This window comes from Ligilactobacillus sp. 110_WCHN (genome assembly GCF_030518115.1).
Lineage (GTDB): Bacteria > Bacillota > Bacilli > Lactobacillales > Lactobacillaceae > Ligilactobacillus > Ligilactobacillus aviarius_C.
The window spans coordinates 26725-46780 of the sequence record NZ_JAULLI010000012.1 but is presented as its reverse complement, the minus strand read 5'-3'; the positions used below and the strand labels follow the sequence as shown (position 1 = coordinate 46780).

Below are 20056 nucleotides of genomic sequence, written 5' to 3'. Positions count from 1 at the left end.
AAATAAGAGTATGATATTATAATCATGAAATAGGAATATTGAAGGGGAAGTAACAGTATGACGACCTTAAAAGATGTTGCGCGCGAAGCAAACGTTTCGCAAATGACAGTTTCAAGGGTTATCAATCATCCTGAACAAGTTACAGAGGAGTTAAAACAACTTGTTTATGATGCGATGAAAACTTTGAATTATCATCCTAACATTGCTGCGAAAGCGCTTGCGAATAACCGAACGCAAATTATTAAGTTTGTGATTCTTGAAGAAATTGATACGGTTGAACCATACTATATGTACTTACTTACAGGAATCGCAAATGAACTTGAAAAACATCAGTACACTTTACAGTTAGTAACTCATCGTAATATCAGTCTTGGTGACTGTGATGGGTATATCATAACTGGCGCTCGTGATAAAGATTTTGAGTGGATCGATACGATTAAAGAACCAGTTATTATTTTTGGTGAAAATCGTCATGGTTATGACTATATTGATACTGATAATGTTGGTGGAATTGCAAAAGCAACACGATATGCAATTAAGCAGCATTACGCAAACATTAATTTTATAGGAATTGATATGGATGAGCCATTTGAGTATTCACGAGAAGAAGGATACATTCGCGAAATGCAAAAAGAACACTTGGTTCCAACCATTTTTCGCTGTATCAATCGCTCAACTGCAGCTCGCGAGTTAATTGAAAAAAATTGGGAAGATTTTGAGCCGAATACGATGTTCATTTGTTCATCAGACCGAATTGCCCTTGGAGTTGAACGAGCGGTTCATAGTCAGAATGGAAAGATACCACAAGATTATGGAATTATTGGCCATGATGGGGTATTTCTTGACCAAATTGCTTTTCCAAAATTATCTACCATTCGGCAAAATGTTGTTTTTATGGGAGAGCAATGCGCGGTTTCAATTTTAAAGAAGATTTTCTTCCATAATGTTTCGGTTGGAAATCAGCATTTTAAATCAGAGTTGATTTTAAGAGATACAACCCGTTGATTTTTCGATAAATTATGATAGCGCTAACATTCAATATCTGTATTGAATGTTAGCGCTTTTTTATTTACGATAGTATCGGGAAGAAAGTAATGAAAGAAGGATATTTATGGAAGCTGATTGGTATAAAGACCGAGTCGTTTATCAAGTATATCCAAAAAGTTTCAAGGATACTGATGAGGATGGAATTGGTGACCTTCGTGGCGTAATTGAAAAAATTGATTACATAAAGGAATTAGGAGCAAATACAATTTGGTTAAATCCAATTTTTGTATCTCCGCAAGTTGATAATGGATATGATATTGCCAACTATTATGCGATTGATGAACGATTGGGAACAATTGAAGATTTTGATGAATTAGTAATAGCGGCTCATGAACGAGGAATGAAAGTAATTCTTGACTTTGTAATGAATCATACTTCTGATCAGCACCCATGGTTTAAGGATGCCTGTGAAAATAAAGATAGCATATATCGGAATTACTATTTATGGGCAAAAGGGGAAAATGGAAAATTACCTAATAACTGGGCTTCATTCTTTGGTGGTAGTGTTTGGGCTAGGGATCCCCTAGAAAAGGATAATTATTATTTTCATTTATTTGATGAACACATGCCTGATTTAAATTGGAAAAATCCTGAAGTACGACATTCGATGTATCGGATTGCAAAATTCTGGATTGATCATGGAGTTGATGGTTTTCGATTGGATGCGTTTATTCATATTGCTAAAGCTGATTTTAGGCAAAATGTTCCTAATAGCGGGAGAAAAGGGTTAAAGTTGGCTGAACAGTTTTATGCTAATTTGCCAGCAGTTCAAACATATTTGAGTGAATTTATTCAACAAATTAAATCGCTGAAAGAAGATTTATTTATTTTAGGAGAAGCAGCAAGTGCCAATGTTAATTTGGCAGCAGATTATACTAATCCTCAAAATGATGAATGTGATACGGTTGTCACCTTTCGATACTTTGATGAGAAAAAAGATAATCCGTTACCCAATCTTCCTATGAATGGACAACCATTTCCGATCGATTTTACAAAGCTGAAAAATACGATGGTTGAATGGCAGAAAAGACTAGAAGGTATTAGTTATCCAGTATTATATTGGAATAATCATGATATGGCACGCATTCTAACCAAGGTCAATGTTAAGGAGACCTATGCGAAGGATGCTGCTAAAATGTTAGCAACGTTGATGTATCTTCAAAGAGGAGTTCCATGTATTTACTATGGTGAAGAGTTGGGAATGAAATCAATGTTAATGGATGATATCAAAGATTTTCATGATCAGCAGGCCTATGGCTTTTATGAACATGCTATTATGAACGGATACTCAAATAGTGAGGCACTAAAGATTATTAGCAGGGCACACAAAATGGCAGCTCGTGGACCAATGATATGGAATGACCAAAAGTATGGTGGATTTTCGACAGCAGTTCCATGGAATTACGGTAAAGATAATACTCAACCGGTAATTGAGCAACTAAAAGATTCGACAAGTGTTCTCGAACATTATCGCAAGGTTTTGAAAGTTAAAAAGCAGCCGTTGTTTATTGATGGAACATATTATTTAGAGAATACTTCCGATGATCTTTATGTATATCATCGGATTTTGAAGAATGAAGAAGCAATTGTGATTTGTAATCTTACAGGTAATGAACAAAAGTATGAAAGTAAGGTTCAAAACAAATTAAAATGTATTTTAAGTAATGGAAATATTAAATTTAGCGAAGATAGTTTGTATTTAAGCCCATACGCAAGTGGAGTATTTATGATAGGAGCGAAGTAGAATGGAAATCTCAGCAATTTATCATCGGCCAGATAGTGAAATGGCATATTTAGTTAATGAAGATTTGTTTCAGATTCGATTAAGAACAAAGCATAATGATTTAAAAAAAGTAGAATTATTATACGGCGATCCATATGGTACGAAAGTTAATGAAAAAGATCAAAGTGAGTGGGAACACAATGTTTTAGGAATGGAAAGAAAGTTTCAATCTGAATATCACGATTATTGGATTGCTAATATCAAGGTTCCGACTAATCGGTTACAGTATGCTTTTCGTTTAGTGGGAAACAATGGCAATGAATATTTATATGATGACCGAAAAGTTGTTAAATACACTGATGAAGCGGTTCAAAAATTAACATGTTTTCGGATGCCTTACTTACATCAAATTGATCGGATTAAGACTCCGGATTGGGTAAAAAAGACTGTTTGGTATCAAATTTTTCCAGAACGGTTTGCAAATGGCGATCCTCAAAATGATCCGCAAGGAACTCTTCCATGGGGAAGTGAAGCACCAACGCGTGAGAATTTCTTTGGCGGTGATTTACGCGGAATAACACAGAAGTTAGATTATCTAAAAGATTTAGGAATTAATGGCATATATCTTTGTCCGATTTTTACTGCCTCGTCGAATCACAAGTATGATACAATCGATTACTTTAACATCGATCCGAGTTTCGGTACCAAGGAAGACTTTAAAGAATTAGTTGATCAAGCACATGCTCGCGGAATGAGAGTAATGCTGGATGCAGTCTTTAACCATATGGGCGATTTTTCGATGCAATGGCAAGATGTAGTAAAGAATGGCGAAAAGTCACATTTTGCAAACTGGTTTCACATAAAAAAGTTTCCGGTCTCATATAAAAAAACAAAAAATAATGAGTTTGCCACTGATATCACTTATGAAGTGTTTGCGAATACTCCACATATGCCGAAAATCAATACTGCTAATCCGGAAGTAATTGATTATTTACTTAATATTGCAACTTATTGGATCAAACAATTTGATATTGATGCATGGAGACTGGATGTTGCAAATGAAATTGATCACCATTTCTGGCAAAAATTTTATCAAGCAACTCATGCGATCAAACCCGATTTCTATGTAGTTGGTGAAGTATGGCATTCAGCTCAAGAATGGGTCGGGCATGATGAATTTGACGCAGCGATGAATTATCCATATACAGAATCTTTGATTCAAGGGACCGTGTTACAGGAAATTACATTAAGAGAAATGGTATCGATGTTAAACGAACAGTTGATGCTTTATCGAGATCAAACCAATCAGGTAATGCTTAATTCTCTCGATACCCATGATACCGTTCGACTATTAAGATTATGTAAGGAAAACAAAGATTTGGCCCGTCAAGCATTAACTTTGATGTTTCTCCAACCTGGAAGTCCATGTATTTACTACGGAACTGAAATTGGAATGACTGGAGGATTTGATCCGGACAATCGAAGATGTATGATTTGGGACTCACCCCAACAGGACCACAAGATGTTTCAATTTATTCAAAAGTTGATTGCATTCCGGAGAGAGAATTCCCAACTTTTAAGTAAGGGTGAAATACGGTGGCTTAAAGTCGATGATGTTCATAAAGTAATTGAAATTGAACGGCAATTGAATGGTCAAAAAGTTAGGGGCATTTTTAATTTTGGTCAAGACAGAATTGCAGTTGATGGGGTTGACTCACCAATTCTGAATCAAAACTTTGAAGATGGTCATTTGCAGCCGCAAGGATTGATTATTTATAAAAATTAGTTTTAAGAAATTCCTGTCTTATAAGAAAGATGGGGATTTTTTTACAAATGTTAAATCTTGTTAACGCTAACATTGTGAAAACGGTTGCAAAAATGTAAGAAAAGTTTAATACTATAAGTGTAAAGAAGATGGCTCAAAGCCCAAGGAGGTATTTTTATGAAAAAGGGTATTAAAAAGTTAGGGATTGTGGCTGTTGCCGCTGGCTTAACTGCACTTGCACTTGGCGGGTGTGGCAATAGTAAAAAAGCTGATAGTGGTGAGAAAACAATCACGGTTTCAGTTGATAAGAACTACTACAAATACGCTGAAAGCGTAAAGGGTGAGTTCGAAAAAGAAAATCACTGCAAGGTTGTTGTAAAGAAGAATCCAACGATGGATACTTTGCAAAAACTTTCACAAGATGAACAATCAGGAAACGCTGCTGATGTAATGCTTGCACCATATGATCAAGTTGGAACATTGGCAAAGCAAGGTTTACTTGCAAATGTAACTTTACCGACTGATGGTCGTTACAATAGTCGTGATAAGCAAAACGTAACATTAAAAGGCAAGCAATACGGAGATCCTGCAACGATTGAAACTTTAGTTGAATATTACAACAAAGACTTAGTTAAGGATGCACCAACAACATTTGATCAATTATCACAAATGGCAAAAGATCCAAAATATGCATACGCTCATGACAAGTCAAAGAACGTTGCTTTCCTTTGCCAATGGACAAACTTCTACAATGCATACGGAGTAATTAAAGCATACGGTGGTTATGTATTTGGCAACAATAACACAAATCCAAAGCAATTAGGCTTGGATACTCCAGGTGCAGTCGACGGAATCAAGTACATGACAAGTTGGTTCAATATCTGGCCAAAAGGGATGCAAGCAACAACATCAAATGAAAACTTCATTACATCACAATTCACAAAAGGGAAGACAGCAGTTGTAATTGATGGCCCTTGGACGGCTCAAACATACAAGAAAGACGGAATGAAAGATAACTTAGGTGTTGCAGCATTACCGATGTTACCAGGTAACAGACAATACCAACCATTTGCTGGTGGGAAAGCGTGGGTAGTCAATGCTCGTTCAAATCAAAAAGCTTTAGCTAAGAAGTTTATTAACTACTTAACAACTGAAAAGAATCAAACATTGTTCTACAAGGATACACGAGAAATTCCGGCTAATGACCAATCACGTGCAGCAGCCGTTAAATCAGGTGATCCATTAGCAGTTGCTGTTAATAATCAATATCAAAAGTCTGACCCAATGCCAAACATTCCTGAAATGACAGAAGTTTGGACTGGAGCACAAAATCTACTTGTAAATGCTGCTTCTGGCAAGGAAACACCTGAACAAGCTGCAAAACAAGCTACAAAGCAAATTAAGCAACAAATCAAGCAGAAGTATCACGTAAACTAATGTAGATAGAAGTGTGAAAGAGTTTAAGAATTTCAGATCCTTAAACTCTTTTCTTTATGAATCTCATACAAGGAGAGAAGAACGATGAAAGAAAATAAGCAAAGTCCGCGGACTTCGGCCTTGTTGTCCATCATCCCGGGACTGGGCCAGTTTAAAAACGGACAAAAAGTAAAAGGTGGAATTTTCCTAGGGTTATTCATTCTGTTTGTAATTGAAATGATCTTCTTTGGAGGAAATGCACTTGTTGGATTAATTACCTTGGGAACTAATCCAGGGGTAGATAATTCAATGTTCTTGATGGTTCAAGGGACATTGCAATTATTGGTAACAATTATTGCGCTTTTCTTCTATGGCGTTCAAATTCGCGATGCATATCAAACCGCGGTTCGAATTCAAAAGGGAAAAGAAGTTGAAGATGGATGGAAAGGTATTCGGGATTCATTAGCAACAAATGGGTTCCCATATATGTTAACTTTCCCGGCATATGCTTTAATGATCTTTGTTATTATTTTACCGGTTCTTGTTACTTTATTCATGGCATTTACCAACTATAATTTCAACCACGTTCCGCCGCAGTCTTTGATTAGTTGGATCGGAATTCAGAACTTCCACGACATGTTCTTCTTAAGTTCATATCGTGCAACGTTCCTTTCAGTATTTGGATGGACTTTAATTTGGACTTTTGCAGCAACAACCCTTCAAATTACTTTAGGGGTATTTACAGCAATTGTAGCTAACCAAAGTTTTATTAAAGGAAAACGATTGTTTGGAATTATCTTCTTGCTTCCATGGGCCGTTCCGGCATTTGTAACAATTATGAGTTTTTCAAATATTTTCAATGACTCGGCTGGTGCGATCAATGTTCAAGTTATTCCATTTTTGAATCACTTATTACCATTTTTGCACTTACATGGTCTGCCATGGATGACCAATCCGCTTTGGACAAAGGTTGCTTTGATTATGATTCAAGGTTGGCTCGGTTTCCCATATATTTATGTTTTAGTTACAGGAATTTTGCAGTCAATTGACCAAAACTTATACGAAGCCGCAACAATTGACGGGGCAACGGCAATCCAAAAATTTAACCACATTACATTGCCAGCAATTTTGGCGGTTGCAGCTCCAACGTTTGTAACTCAATATACATTTAACTTCAACAACTTCTCGATCATTTACCTGTTTAATAATGGGGGTCCTGGAGATGTTGGCGGCGGTGCCGGAAGATCAGATATTTTGATTTCTTGGATTTATAAGTTAACAACAAGTAATACACCGCAATATGGACTGGCTTCAGCAATCACATTGTTGATTTCAGCAATTGTTATCGGCGTATCACTGGTTGTCTTCAAGAAGACCCACGCCTTTAATATGGATTAAGGGGGATGAAATAAATGGCTGAAAAAATAAAGAAAACAACGACAAGTTCAATTAAGCGTAAAAGATTTTTCCAACATTTCTTTACGTATCTGTATATGATAATTTTATCGATTATCATCTTGTATCCATTAGCAATTACGTTTATTTCAGCATTTAAGAACACTAACTTACAGGCGTTCACGTTGAACTTTAACGGACCGTGGTCATTAGATAACTTTAAGCAACTATTTTCAACGACATTATATGGAACGTGGTACATGAACACTTTGATTATCTCTGTAATGACAATGGTCGTTCAGGTTGCCGCCGTTACATTGGCAGGATATGCGTATAGTCGATACAACTTTGCAGGGAAAAAGTGGTCATTGATCTTCTTCTTGGTTGTTCAAATGATCCCAACAATGGCTGCTTTAACTGCTTTCTTCGTATTAGGATTATTAGTTCATGGATTGAACAGTTTCTGGTACATCACATTAGTTTACATCGGTGGCGGGATTCCAATGAATGCTTATCTGATGAAAGGTTACTTTGATACTGTTCCATATGATTTTGATGAATCTGCTAAACTTGATGGAGCTGGAAACTTTACGATTTTCTGGAAGATCGTCTTTCCATTAGTTAAACCAATGGTAGCTGTGCAAGCTTTATGGGCTTTCATGGGACCGTTCGGAGATTATATGACCGCAAGTTACTTACTTCGTGCACAAAACAAGTGGACAGTTGCAGTTGGTCTGAAAAGCTTCATTAGCGATGCTCAAAACCAGCAATTTGCACTGTTTGCTGCAGGAGCAATCTTAGTTGCCTTACCAATTTGTTTATTGTTCTTATACTTACAACGGTACTTCGTATCAGGCCTTACTGCTGGTGGTGCCAAAGGATAGTTTTAACAACGTTAATAGAAAAGGACTGCGTTGGCAGTCCCTTTTCTATTAAAAAGATAATGTTATACAATTTATATTGTAAGAATTTTTCAAGGAGCGTATTAAAATGACTGATAAATTTCCATTTAGCTACTTTTCAACGTGGATCAATCCGCAAAAAATGTTTACTAACCGAAAGAAATTATCATGGGGACAGATGGTTTTAACGTTGGTATTTTCATTTGCGCTGATTTTACTGACGGTTCCGGCATATTATGCAAGACAGTCAAGTGTCAATTTGGGAATGTTTATGCCTAAGGTTAACCGAATGCTGAAGAATCAGGATTTGCAAAAGACAATTCATCAAACTCCATATCATAATGGAACATTTGATTTCAAAGGCGAAAAGATAATTGAAAATGGTTCAAATGGAATTATTGGCATTAATATTCCAGCAAATTTGGAAAAGCATTATCAAAATGGCATGTTTTTGAGGAATCAAGAAATTGTTTTAAAAGAAAATGGGACGACATCGACAATTCGATTTATGAAGGATATTAATCCAAGTAAAGGAAACTTCTATTCTAAAGTTTCTCAAACATGGTTCCGTATTAATCGAATGGGTGTAACCTTTTCAACGATGTACATGCTAGGAGCAATTATTTTATTTACGAACCTTATTTTCCTATTTGTTGGGGCATTCTTCTTATGGCTAACTCGTAAAAGTTCATTTACAACGATTGCAACGTTTAAAGAAGCTTGTGCAATATTTGACTATGTGATCGGGCCATCATGCTTTATCACTGCAATAGTAGGCTTTTTTAAGTTCGATATTTCAATGATTATGATGGTTGAAACTCTAGTAGCAGTTGTTTATTTGTTAATGATCTACGGTAAAACACACTTTAATGATGAATATGTTGCTAACCAGTTTATGATTCAGGAATAGTTTATAAAAAAATCCACCCACGTTTAATCAAACGTGAGTGGATTTTTTATTGTTAAATATTAATACTTATTTCAACCAACTTGCCTTGCTTAGTTGTTACAGCCTGATTAGCTTCATCGCCGAGCAAATTATTTTTAACAAATTCAATTTCCTGTTCAGTGATTGGACGAACTTTATTGGAAATTACGATTTCAGCGACGTCCCGCTTTTTGCGATATACAACCCGTGAATTACCTAAAGTGTATATTTTGATAAAATGGGCGGTTGTTTTAAGAAGCTGCTGCCGAATTGTTGTGGCATAACTGTTAGTTACATCAATAAGCTGCATGATTATCACCTTGATTAATATTCATCTAATGTTAATTCGGTTTTTGGATCAAAGAAGTGAGCTTTGTTAATATCAAATCCGACTTTCATACTATCACCTGGTTGAACAAAGTCGCGAGCGTCAACCTTAGAAACGAATTCGGTATCACCGACCTTGCTATAAATTTGGGCATCAGCCCCAAGTAACTCTGAAACTGAAACGGTAGCCGTTACAACTGCGTCAGGGAATGCTTCAAAGAAAGCTTGTTCTGTATGAATGTCTTCTGGCCGGATTCCAAAGATGAGCTTCTTACCATCATAGCCTTTTTCGCGTAAGACCTTAAGTTTCCCTTCAGGAACTTTAATGTTAAAGTCGTGATTTTCATCTGCGATTTTTCCATCTTTTAAGGTTACGTTGAAAAAGTTCATTGCGGGTGACCCGATGAATCCGCCGACAAATACGTTGGCTGGTTGATCGTAAACTTCTTGCGGAGTTCCAACTTGTTGAATTTTTCCGTCTCGCATAACAACGATTCGGTCAGCCATCGTCATTGCTTCGATTTGATCGTGAGTAACGTAAATGGTAGTTGTCTTTAAATCTTGGTGAAGTTTTGAAATTTGAGCACGCATTGAAACCCGGAGTTTAGCATCCAAGTTTGATAAAGGTTCATCCATCAGGAAGATTGGTGCATCACGCACAATTGCCCGTCCTAAAGCAACCCGCTGCCGTTGTCCACCAGATAATGCGGCTGGTTTCCGTTGAAGATATTCTTCCAGTCCTAAAATTGAGGCTGCTTTATGAACCCGTTTATCAATATCATCTTTATCATATTTTCTCAATTTTAATCCAAACGCCATGTTGTCATAGACAGTCATATGCGGGTATAAAGCATAGTTCTGGAAAACCATCGCGATATCGCGATCCTTAGGGGCTTCGTCATTAACGACCCGACCGTCGATTTTAAATGTCCCTTTAGTGATATCTTCCAGTCCAGCAATCATCCGAAGAGTTGTTGATTTCCCACATCCAGAAGGGCCGACAAAAACGATAAATTCACGATCCTTAATGTGTAAGTTGAAGTCAGTTACAGAGTATGAATCTGCATTATCATACATTTTATATACATGATCTAAATCTAGTTTTACCATAATTAAATCTCCCATCTAATTGATTACATCTTTATAATAATGAAAGCGATTGCATAAATAAAACGAAAAAAGCACAAATTTAGGAATTAAATTTGTGCAAAGTGCCGAAATTAAATTGTGAGAAGATAGCAAAATACTAAGTCGTTCATATTCTTCAGATTAAAGCCAGTTTGATGGCGAAATTTTTCAATTTGGTATTGAAGGGTATTTCGGTGAATATATAATTTTTTAGCTGTTGATGAAATGTTTCCACATTCATTGTATAAAGTTGTAATAACTTTAATCATTTGATCAGATAGGTGCAGTTGTTTTTTATAATTGGAAAATAGATGGCTTTTTTTAATGTAATTATTAAGCCAGTAATCAATTGCAACTTGGCTGATAGAGATTGCTGTTTCGTTTGATTTCGTAACCGCATAATCGGTAATTTTTTGTTCTTCACTGAAAATCGAAACAAGTTGATCAGTTGTTTCCCAATAATTTCCAATGAAAAATCTAGTTTTGGTATTAAGATTGATGTCTAGTGTTTCAGCGATTCCGGCAAAGTCTTCTTGTGAATAATTTTCATTACTGATTTGTTCAACTAAGATATATTTTTGAGGAGTAAGCCAGAATGAATCACAGACATTAGAACTCGAAAAAATTGTTTTAAAAGAATTTGCCCATTCTTCCCTGTTGTCGTCAACTGTTACAAAAGCTTGGATGAAACGAACTTTTTTCTCGTTTGTCGTAGGGAGACTGCCATCTTCTAAAAGAAAATCAGCCCATGGGTGTTTTCTTTGATTTAATGATTGCGGAATATCACTTGTGTTAGAAAAAATTTGGAGTAATTGAATTTCAGTTGAAGATAATCCCTTTTTGGGAAGGATAAGCCACTGGTTGTCAACTTTAATACTCAAATATGTATCTGAGTTTTGAGGTTGTTGTTGCACAGAAGCCTGAGGATATAAGTTTAATAATTGTTTTAGTTTCATAAATTACACTCGCTTTTATATTTTGTATCTATTTTACAAATATGAAATAAAAAAATAAAGTTAAAAAAGATATTGATTATTAAAAAGAAAGCGATTACACTCTAATTTAGAAAGGAGGATTTTATGGAACAAGATTGGTGGAAGAACACGGTCGTGTATCAGGTTTATCCTAAAAGCTTTCAAGACTCTAACGCTGATGGAATTGGTGATATCAGGGGAATAATGAATCGTTTAGATTATCTTGAGAATCTAGGAATAACTGCTTTGTGGCTTAATCCGGTGTATTGTTCTCCGGGAATCGATAATGGGTATGATATTTCGGATTATGAACAAATTGATCCGATGTATGGATCAATGGCAGATATGCAGTTATTAGTTGATGAAGCTCAAAAACGTGGGATTAAAATTATTATGGATTTAGTTGTTAATCATACATCAGATAAACATCCATGGTTTGTTAAGTCCCGCCAAGATCGAACCAACAAGTATCATGATTACTATGTTTGGCGCGATCCGGTTGACGGACATGAACCAAATGAGCTTCAATCAACGTTTGGCGGATCGGCATGGGAATTTGATTCACAAACAGGTCAATACTATTTACATCAATTTAGTAAGCAACAACCGGATTTAAATTGGCAAAATCCAAAATTGCGACAGGAAATATATAAGATGATGAATTTTTGGATTGAAAAAGGAATTGGTGGTTTCAGACTAGATGTGATTGACTTGATTGGAAAAAATCCGGATACGATGCAGATGGCCAATGGAAAAGATTTGCATCGATTTCTCCAAGAAATGAATCAGCAAACCTTTGGCAAGAAAAACCTAATGACGGTTGGTGAAACATGGGGGGCAACCCCTGAAATTGCAAAGTTATACTCTGATCCACAACGGCATGAATTAAGCATGGTTTTTCAATTTGAACATACCCAATTGGATCAACAAGATGGTCAAGGAAAGTGGTCAATTAAACCGCTGAACTTTTACGAATTGAAAAAAGTATTAAATAAATGGCAAGTCGGGTTGAACCCAACAGGATGGAATAGCCTTTTTTGGAATAATCATGATTTACCGCGAGCAGTATCAGCATTTGGAAACGATCAAGAGTATCGGGTTGAAAGTGCAAAGATGCTTGCAATTCTTTTACATTTGATGAAGGGAACACCGTATATTTATCAAGGCGAAGAAATTGGAATGACCAATTGTCCTGTAAGTTCGATTGATGAAGTTAACGATGTTGAAAGCATCAATATGTATCATGAAAAGAAAAATGAAGGATTCAATGATAATGAAATCATTCGTTTGATCAATCACCGGGGAAGGGATAATGCACGAACACCAATGCAATGGAAAGGTGATCAGAAGTATGCGGGCTTTTCAAGTCAAAAGCCGTGGCTGCATGTAAATCCAAACTATAAAACAATAAATGTAGATGATCAACTTCGCGATTCAAACTCCATTTATAATACATACAAAGAACTAATCGATTATCGAAAAAAGCATTTATTAGTAGTTGAAGGAAGTTACAGCCTTGTTGATACTGCAGATGATGTTTATGCATATCTTCGTGAAATGGATGGTCAAAAGTTATTAGTAGTTGCTAATTTATCTGGGAAAGATCAGACCTTAAAACTTGACTATGGAGTCCAACAGCCTTGGATTTCAAATTATAATATTGAAAAAATTAATTTGAATGATTATAAGTTACGGCCATATGAGGCTTTTGCGGTTGAAATTCATTAATAAGGGTAAGTAATTTTTGTTAAGAAATTACTTATGTTTGTGTTGAATTTCGTGCAACCGATTGCACAAAATTCGAGAAAGCGGTATACTTTTAATTGTATTATTTTTGGAAATCGTTTACATAAACTGAACAGTTATTTAAGTACTCGATTTGGAAACAATTTAGGAGGAATCGCGAAATGAAAAACGATCAACCGAAAGCAGGACTTCCTAATTTGAAACCAAGTATCATTTGGATGATCAACTTCGGCTTCTTAGGGGTTCAAATGGCTTTCACATTGCAAAGTTCACAAATGAGCCGGATTTTCCAAACAATCGGGGCTAACCCGAATGATTTAGGATGGTTCTTCATCTTGCCACCATTGGCTGGTTTAGTTGTTCAACCATTAGTCGGCTACTTCTCAGACCGGACATGGGCACCGAAACTCGGTGGACGGCGGCTTCCGTACCTTCTTTTAGGAACGATCGTTGCTGTTATCGTTATGTGCTTGTTACCAAACTCAGGTAGTTTAGGCTTGGGTTACGCATCAATGGCTGCAATGATTTTTGCTGCCGTAACTGTTGCTTTCCTTGATTTATCATCAAACGTTGCAATGCAACCATTCAAAATGATGATCGGTGACATGGTTAATGATAAGCAAAAGAGTTACGCATATGGAATTCAAAGTTTCTTATCAAATACCGGTGCAGTTTTAGCAGCTGTTTTCCCATTCGTTTTAACATTCTTTGGGGTTGCTAACACTGCTCACAAGGGCGACGTTCCAATGTCAGTTAAGCTGTCATTCTACATTGGTGCTGCAATCTTAATCGTTACAAGTTTGTTCACTGTTTTCCGGGTTCACGAATATGATCCGCAAACATATGCTAAGTACCATGGCATTTCTGAAGAAGACAACGAAGAAAAAGTTGGCATGTTCACATTGTTGAAGAAGGCCCCAAAGGCATTTTGGACAGTTACATTAGTTCAATTCTTCTGCTGGTTTGCTTTCCAATACTTATGGACATACTCAAACGGGGCAATTGCTGCCAACGTATGGCACACAACGAACACCGCTTCAGCCGGCTTCCAAGCAGCTGGTAACTGGTATGGGGTTTTAGCTGCCGTTCAATCAATCGCCGCTGTTATTTGGTCATATGTTTTGGCTAAGTTGCCAAACAACATGCACAAATTAGGTTATGCTGGAAGTTTAGCTCTTGGTGCAATCGGCTTCGGTTCAGTCTTCTTTGTTCACTCAAAGATGTTATTGATCGTTTCATTCACGTTAGTCGGAATTGCATGGGCTGCAATGAATACTTACCCATTGACAATTGTTACAAACGCATTGTCAGGAAAGCACATGGGAACATACCTTGGCTTGTTCAACGGTTCAATTTGCTTGCCACAAATTGTTGCCTCACTTGCCAGTTTCGTCATCTTCCCATTGCTTGGCGGTAAGCAAACCAACATGTTCCTCTTGGCAGGAATCGTAATGCTTTTAGGTGCCGTCGCAGTATTTGCAATTAAGGAAACAAGTGCTGAAGCACCTGAAGAACCACATACTCCAATTGAAGAAGAGTAATTAAGCAGGTGAAAAGATGAAAAAAGAGATGTATCAGGGGAAAGAAATTGAACGTTTCACGTTAACGAATGCGAATGATACGCGGGTAACGATTTTGTCACTTGGCGGAATCATTCAAGAATATTCGATCATGCACAATGGTCAACGTGAAAATTTAGTTGTTAATTTTGACAGTGCTCAAGAATATGCTGATAATCCATACCAAATTTGCAAACAAATTGGGCGGATTGCTGGCCGGATCAAAGATGCTCGGTTTGAACTTGATGGCCAAGAAGTTCAGGTTCCCGCAAATGAGAACCATAACAGTCTTCACGGCGGTGACCGGGGCGTAAGCACGCAAATCTTTGATGGGTATCAAGTTTCAGCGAATGAAGTGACATTAAGTTTGAACTTGGATCCAACGGTTGACGGGTTCCCAGGGAACTTAACGCTGATGATCAATTACATCTTGCACGATAATGACCGGTTAGATGTTACCTATGACATTACCGTCCAAAGTGCAACGGTCTATGATCCAACGATTCATATTTACTGGGCGCTTCCGCAAGGCTTGAAGAACGTTGATGTTCAAATCAACGGTGATCAACGCCAAGAAGTTGATGCGGAAAAGATTCCAACTGGAAAACTGTTAACGAATAAAGGAACGGCGTTTGATTTTTCGAAACCGCGTGATTTGGCAGAAGCCGTTGAAACGTTGCGGAAAGAAGAAAATCAAAAAGGATTTGATAATGGTTATGCGGTTGAACCGTCAATGACGAGTCCTGTTGTTGAAATTAATAAAAAAGATCAAAAAGTTAAAATTAAAGTCTTCAGCGACCGGAACGGATTAGTGATTTTCACTGCTGATCCGCAAAACGGCGAAAATGATCGTCAAGGCATTTTTGACTCGCTGGCAACTGAAGTTCAAACGTTACCGGATGCATTGCATCACGATGAATTCGGCAATGTGCGGTTAGCGGCTGGCGAACATAAACAAATCAAAATTGCCTATCAAGTTGAAGGTTACTAAAAAATAATAAGAGGTGACACAGATGAAAAGAATCTTTGAAATCGATCCTTGGAAGATCGTAACACATGAATTTAATCCTGAAGATAAGCGTCTTCAAGAAAGTATGACAAGTATCGGGAACGAATACATGGGAATGCGTGGAATGTTTGAAGAAAACTATTCTGGCGACACCCACCAAGGAATTTATCTTGGCGGTGTATGGTATCCTGACAAGACCCGTGTTGGTTGGTGGAAGAACGGTTATCCGGAATACTTCGGTAAGGTTCCGAATGCTATCGACTTTGTCAGTGTTGACATCAAGATCAACGGTGAATCAATTGACTTGGCAAAGGATTCATTCTCAGACTTTGAACTTTGCTTAGACATGAAGCGCGGCGTCTTAGATCGTTCATTCATCGTTGAAAAAGATGGTCACAAGATCAAGGTGACATCTGAACGGTTTGTTAGCATCGCATTCAAGGAATTGTACGCTAACAAGTTGACATTTACAAACTTAAGCGACGAACCAGTTAAGATCGAAGTTCAATCATTGATCAACGCTGATGTTTATAACGAAGATTCAAACTACGGCGAACAATTCTGGGGCGTAATCGACAAGTCAGTTGCTGACAAGTCAGGCCGCTTAGTTGGAAAGACTGCTGAAAATAACTTCGGCACACCTCGTTTTACTGTTGAAATGGCAATGAGTCATGAAACAGACTTGAAGGCAGTTCGATCAGAAAATGAAGAAAAATACGTTGCTAACAATTTTGAAGGTTCAATCCAACCTGACCAAACAGTTTCATTTGAAAAGCGCGTAATCGTAACAACTTCACGGGATTACGACACGGTTGATGCTTTAGACAAGGCAACAAACGACTTAATGAACAAGGCCGGCGAACAAACATATGACCAATTAGCAGATGCACAGGCAAATGCATGGGCAGAACGTTGGGAAAAATCAGACATCACAATTGATGGTGATGAAGCTGCTCAACAAGGAATTCGGTTCAACTTATTCCAATTGTTCTCAACATACTATGGTAACGATGCCCGCTTGAACATTGGTCCAAAAGGATTCACTGGTGAAAAGTACGGTGGTGCGACATACTGGGATACAGAAGCATTCTGCTTACCGGTTTACTTAGGAACGTCTGATCCTAAAGTTGCCCGCAACTTGCTTTTATACCGTTACAACCAATTAGACGGTGCCCATCACAATGCCCAACAACAAGGCTTGAAGGGTGCTTTATACCCAATGGTTACATTCAACGGAATTGAATGCCACAACGAATGGGAAATCACCTTTGAAGAAATTCACCGAAACAGTGATATTGCTTATGCAATTTACAACTACACAAAGACAACTGGTGACAAGAGCTATGTTTTGAACAAAGGTAGCGAAGTCTTAGTTGAAATCGCACGGTTCTGGGCAGATCGGGTTCACTATTCAGAACGGAACGGTCAATACATGATTCACGGGGTAACAGGTGCTGACGAATACGAAAACAACGTTGACAACAACTGGTACACCAACGTAACTGCTAAATGGGAACTTGATTACACAGCCAAAATTGCCAAGGAAATCTCTGATGAACAAGTTAAGAAACTTGGCATCACAGATGAAGAAGTTTCAAAATGGCAAGAAATCGCTGATAAGATGTACTTACCAGAAGATAAGGAACTTGGAATCTTTGTTCAACACGATGGTTTCTTAGACAAAAACATCACATTGGATGAAAACAACAACCCAATCAACAAGATTCCAGCTGATGAATTACCAATCAACCAACACTGGTCATGGGACAAGATCTTACGTTCACCATACGTAAAGCAAGCTGATGTCTTACAAGCAATGTGGTACTTCATGGATGACTTCACCGAAGAACAAAAGAAGCGCAACTTCGACTTCTATGAACCATTGACAGTTCACGAATCAAGCTTGTCAGCTTCAATTTATGCAATCATGGCTGCTGATTTGAAGTACGAAGAAAAATCAGTTGAATTGTATGAACGGACAGCCCGGCTTGACTTGGATAACTACAACAACGATACCGTTGACGGCTTGCACATCACAGCCATGTCAGGTGGTTGGTTAGCAATCGTTGAAGGATTTGCAGGCATGCGGGTCAACGACGGCGAATTGCAATTCAAGCCATTCGTACCAAAGGCTTGGAACGGATACAACTTCCGCTTAACATTCCGTGGCCGCTTATTAGAAGTTAAGGTTGCCAAGGACAATACTGAAATCAAGTTAATCAAGGGTGAACCATTAACAGTTAAGTTAAACGGCAAAGAAATTGAAGTTAAATAATAAATAACGGTCAGACGTTAACAAATAATGAGGCTCTGGAAGTTTCCAGAGTCTCATTCATCAGAAAGAAGAAAGAGGGCAGATTTTTATGCAAATGCAGGGTGCAGTATTTGATTTAGACGGGGTTATTACTGACACAGCAAAGTATCACTTTGCTGCATGGAGTAAGTTAGCAAAGGAAAACTTGGACATCGAATTACCAGCTTCATTTGAAACTGAATTAAAGGGTGTTAGCCGGATCGATTCATTAAAGAAGATTTTGGAATATGGCAACAAGCTTGACCAATTTTCTGACGATGATATTCAAGAATTAGCTGCTAAGAAGAACGGCTATTACTTGGAAGCAATCGAAGGCTTATCAAAAGATGATATTTTACCAGGAATCACTGAATTGATTGCTCAATTAAAGGCTCACAACGTTAAAATGTCACTTGCATCAGCTTCAAAGAACGCTCCGGCAATCTTAAAGAAACTTGGCTTGTTCGATAAATTCGATGCCATTGCAGATCCCGCAAAGGTTGCGCATGGCAAACCAGCTCCAGATATCTTCTTAGCTGGGGCGGCTGCTGTTGACTTGAAACCAAGCGAATGCGTCGGGGTTGAAGATGCGGTTGCTGGGGTCCAAGCCATCAAAGACGCTGGCATGGTTGCCGTTGCAGTGGGTGACGCAAACGAATTAGCAAAGGCTGACAAGGTTGTTCCAACAACTGCTGATTTCAGCTATGATTTGTTTGAAGAAACATTTGAAAAAGCAAACGCATAATTTAATGATCAATAAAGAAGAACTCAAAGGAACTTGCCTTTGGGTTCTTTTTTTGGTTTATTTAATGTATCGGAGAAGGAGATTCAATCTTTTACGAGGAGAATTTTAAAATGCAAAATGATATTAAGCTGGTTGCAACCGATATTGACGGAACATTTACGCATGCTGACCATACTTATGATCTGGAACGTTTCAAACGGATTTTAGACCGAATGAACGCTGCTGGATGCGAGTTTGTGGTTGCAAGCGGCAGTCAGTATTTTACGATTCGGGATTTATTTGCTGACTGTGCCGATCAAATTACGTTTATTTCTGAAAATGGCGCTTTAATTGAAAGCCACGGTGAACGTCTTTTTACCCAAGAAATGGCAGAACCAACAATTCAAGCGATGATTGATTTTGCTCATCATCATTCCGAAATCAAAATGGTAATGTGCGGGGCGCAAAGTGCCTATTGTGAACGCGGGACAGTTGACCAAGCCTTTTTTGATTTGACGAATTTTTACTATCATCATTTAGAATGGGTCGATGATTTTAGTGACGTTGATGATCAGATTTTGAAATTTGCTGCCAATGTACCAGAAGAAAAAACGGATGAGTATATGGCGCTGTTTCGTGAGAAATTTGCGGGAAAAGTTGAACCAACTTCAAGCGGCTTTGGGGCCATTGATTTAATTATTCCGGGTTGTCATAAGGCTGCGGGATTGAAATGTTTGGTTGAACGGTGGAAGATCACGCCTGATCAATGCGCGGCCTTTGGCGATGGCGGAAATGATATTGAAATGCTGCGGTATTGCAAGCACAGTTATGCAATGGCCAATGCTGGCGAAGAAGTCAAACGAGTTGCCAAGCATGTGTGTCCATCAAACGAAGATGATGGGGTTTTAGTGACTTTAGATCAATTGTTTTAGTAAAAGAAAGATGTGACTTTTTAGGTCCATCTTCTTTTTTGCCTAAAAGTATAAAGAAGTATAAAACAAAAATGAAAGTATAAAGAAGTATAAAACAGGAAAATTATGCAAAAACACTTGCAAGCGATAACAAAATGTGAAAGAATAGTGATTGTAATAAATGGTCTATTCCAATTTTAACGAAACTA

Annotated in this window: 16 protein-coding genes; 13 read left to right on the top strand and 3 right to left on the bottom strand. The window is 37.7% G+C overall.

Annotated elements, in window-relative coordinates:
• The first annotated feature begins 57 nt into the window (after window positions 1-57).
• From Q3C15_RS05540 to Q3C15_RS05510, 7 genes are all read left to right on the top strand, one after another.
• The gene (locus Q3C15_RS05540) at window positions 58-1005 is read left to right on the top strand and encodes a LacI family DNA-binding transcriptional regulator (RefSeq protein ID WP_204779277.1); all 948 of its coding nucleotides are present in this window, start codon (window positions 58-60) and stop codon (window positions 1003-1005) included.
• Between the two features lie 106 nt (window positions 1006-1111).
• On the top strand, window positions 1112-2791 hold the full coding sequence (locus Q3C15_RS05535) for an alpha-glucosidase (RefSeq protein ID WP_302704593.1): 1680 nt from the start codon (window positions 1112-1114) through the stop codon (window positions 2789-2791).
• Between the two features lies 1 nt (window position 2792).
• Entirely contained in the window at window positions 2793-4556 is a 1764-nt protein-coding gene (locus Q3C15_RS05530; protein ID WP_302704592.1) for a glycoside hydrolase family 13 protein, read from the top strand.
• Between the two features lie 156 nt (window positions 4557-4712).
• Window positions 4713-5972 carry an extracellular solute-binding protein gene (locus Q3C15_RS05525; RefSeq protein ID WP_283573587.1) on the top strand — a complete coding sequence of 420 codons (1260 nt, stop codon included), beginning with the start codon at window positions 4713-4715 and terminating at the stop codon, window positions 5970-5972.
• Between the two features lie 84 nt (window positions 5973-6056).
• A complete protein-coding gene (locus Q3C15_RS05520) occupies window positions 6057-7349 on the top strand; it encodes a carbohydrate ABC transporter permease (protein WP_283573588.1) in 1293 nt (430 codons plus the stop codon).
• Window positions 7350-7363: 14 nt separating this feature from the next.
• A complete protein-coding gene (locus Q3C15_RS05515; RefSeq protein ID WP_283573589.1) occupies window positions 7364-8230 on the top strand; it encodes a sugar ABC transporter permease in 867 nt (288 codons plus the stop codon).
• Window positions 8231-8336: 106 nt separating this feature from the next.
• Window positions 8337-9158, top strand: coding sequence for a DUF1189 family protein (locus Q3C15_RS05510; protein WP_302704591.1), 822 nt, complete (start codon window positions 8337-8339; stop codon window positions 9156-9158).
• 52 nt (window positions 9159-9210) lie between these two features.
• On the opposite strand, the gene Q3C15_RS05505 is transcribed toward Q3C15_RS05510, so the two are convergent.
• The 3 genes from Q3C15_RS05505 to Q3C15_RS05495 all read right to left on the bottom strand — a co-directional run bounded on the left by Q3C15_RS05505 (window position 9211) and on the right by Q3C15_RS05495 (window position 11587).
• The gene (locus tag Q3C15_RS05505) at window positions 9211-9486 is read right to left on the bottom strand and encodes a DUF1827 family protein (RefSeq protein ID WP_302704590.1); all 276 of its coding nucleotides are present in this window, start codon (window positions 9484-9486) and stop codon (window positions 9211-9213) included.
• 14 nt (window positions 9487-9500) lie between these two features.
• Entirely contained in the window at window positions 9501-10613 is a 1113-nt protein-coding gene (locus Q3C15_RS05500; RefSeq protein ID WP_302704589.1) for an ABC transporter ATP-binding protein, read from the bottom strand.
• 110 nt (window positions 10614-10723) lie between these two features.
• Window positions 10724-11587, bottom strand: coding sequence for a helix-turn-helix domain-containing protein (locus tag Q3C15_RS05495; protein WP_283580713.1), 864 nt, complete (start codon window positions 11585-11587; stop codon window positions 10724-10726).
• 123 nt (window positions 11588-11710) lie between these two features.
• Between Q3C15_RS05495 and Q3C15_RS05490 the strand changes: the two genes are divergently transcribed.
• From Q3C15_RS05490 to Q3C15_RS05465, 6 genes are all read left to right on the top strand, one after another.
• Window positions 11711-13333 (top strand): alpha-glucosidase, encoded by a 1623-nt coding sequence (locus Q3C15_RS05490; RefSeq protein WP_302704588.1) that lies wholly within the window; start codon window positions 11711-11713, stop codon window positions 13331-13333.
• A gap of 179 nt (window positions 13334-13512) precedes the next feature.
• The gene (locus tag Q3C15_RS05485) at window positions 13513-14892 is read left to right on the top strand and encodes an SLC45 family MFS transporter (RefSeq protein ID WP_204779288.1); all 1380 of its coding nucleotides are present in this window, start codon (window positions 13513-13515) and stop codon (window positions 14890-14892) included.
• A gap of 16 nt (window positions 14893-14908) precedes the next feature.
• On the top strand, window positions 14909-15901 hold the full coding sequence (locus Q3C15_RS05480) for an aldose epimerase family protein (protein ID WP_302704587.1): 993 nt from the start codon (window positions 14909-14911) through the stop codon (window positions 15899-15901).
• A gap of 22 nt (window positions 15902-15923) precedes the next feature.
• The gene (locus Q3C15_RS05475) at window positions 15924-18194 is read left to right on the top strand and encodes a glycoside hydrolase family 65 protein (protein ID WP_302704586.1); all 2271 of its coding nucleotides are present in this window, start codon (window positions 15924-15926) and stop codon (window positions 18192-18194) included.
• A 94-nt stretch (window positions 18195-18288) separates the two neighbouring features.
• Window positions 18289-18957, top strand: coding sequence for a beta-phosphoglucomutase (pgmB, locus tag Q3C15_RS05470; RefSeq protein WP_057827294.1), 669 nt, complete (start codon window positions 18289-18291; stop codon window positions 18955-18957).
• A 110-nt stretch (window positions 18958-19067) separates the two neighbouring features.
• Window positions 19068-19868, top strand: a complete 801-nt coding sequence (locus Q3C15_RS05465) for a Cof-type HAD-IIB family hydrolase (RefSeq protein ID WP_283577589.1) — start codon at window positions 19068-19070, stop codon at window positions 19866-19868.
• Window positions 19869-20056 lie beyond the last annotated feature (188 nt).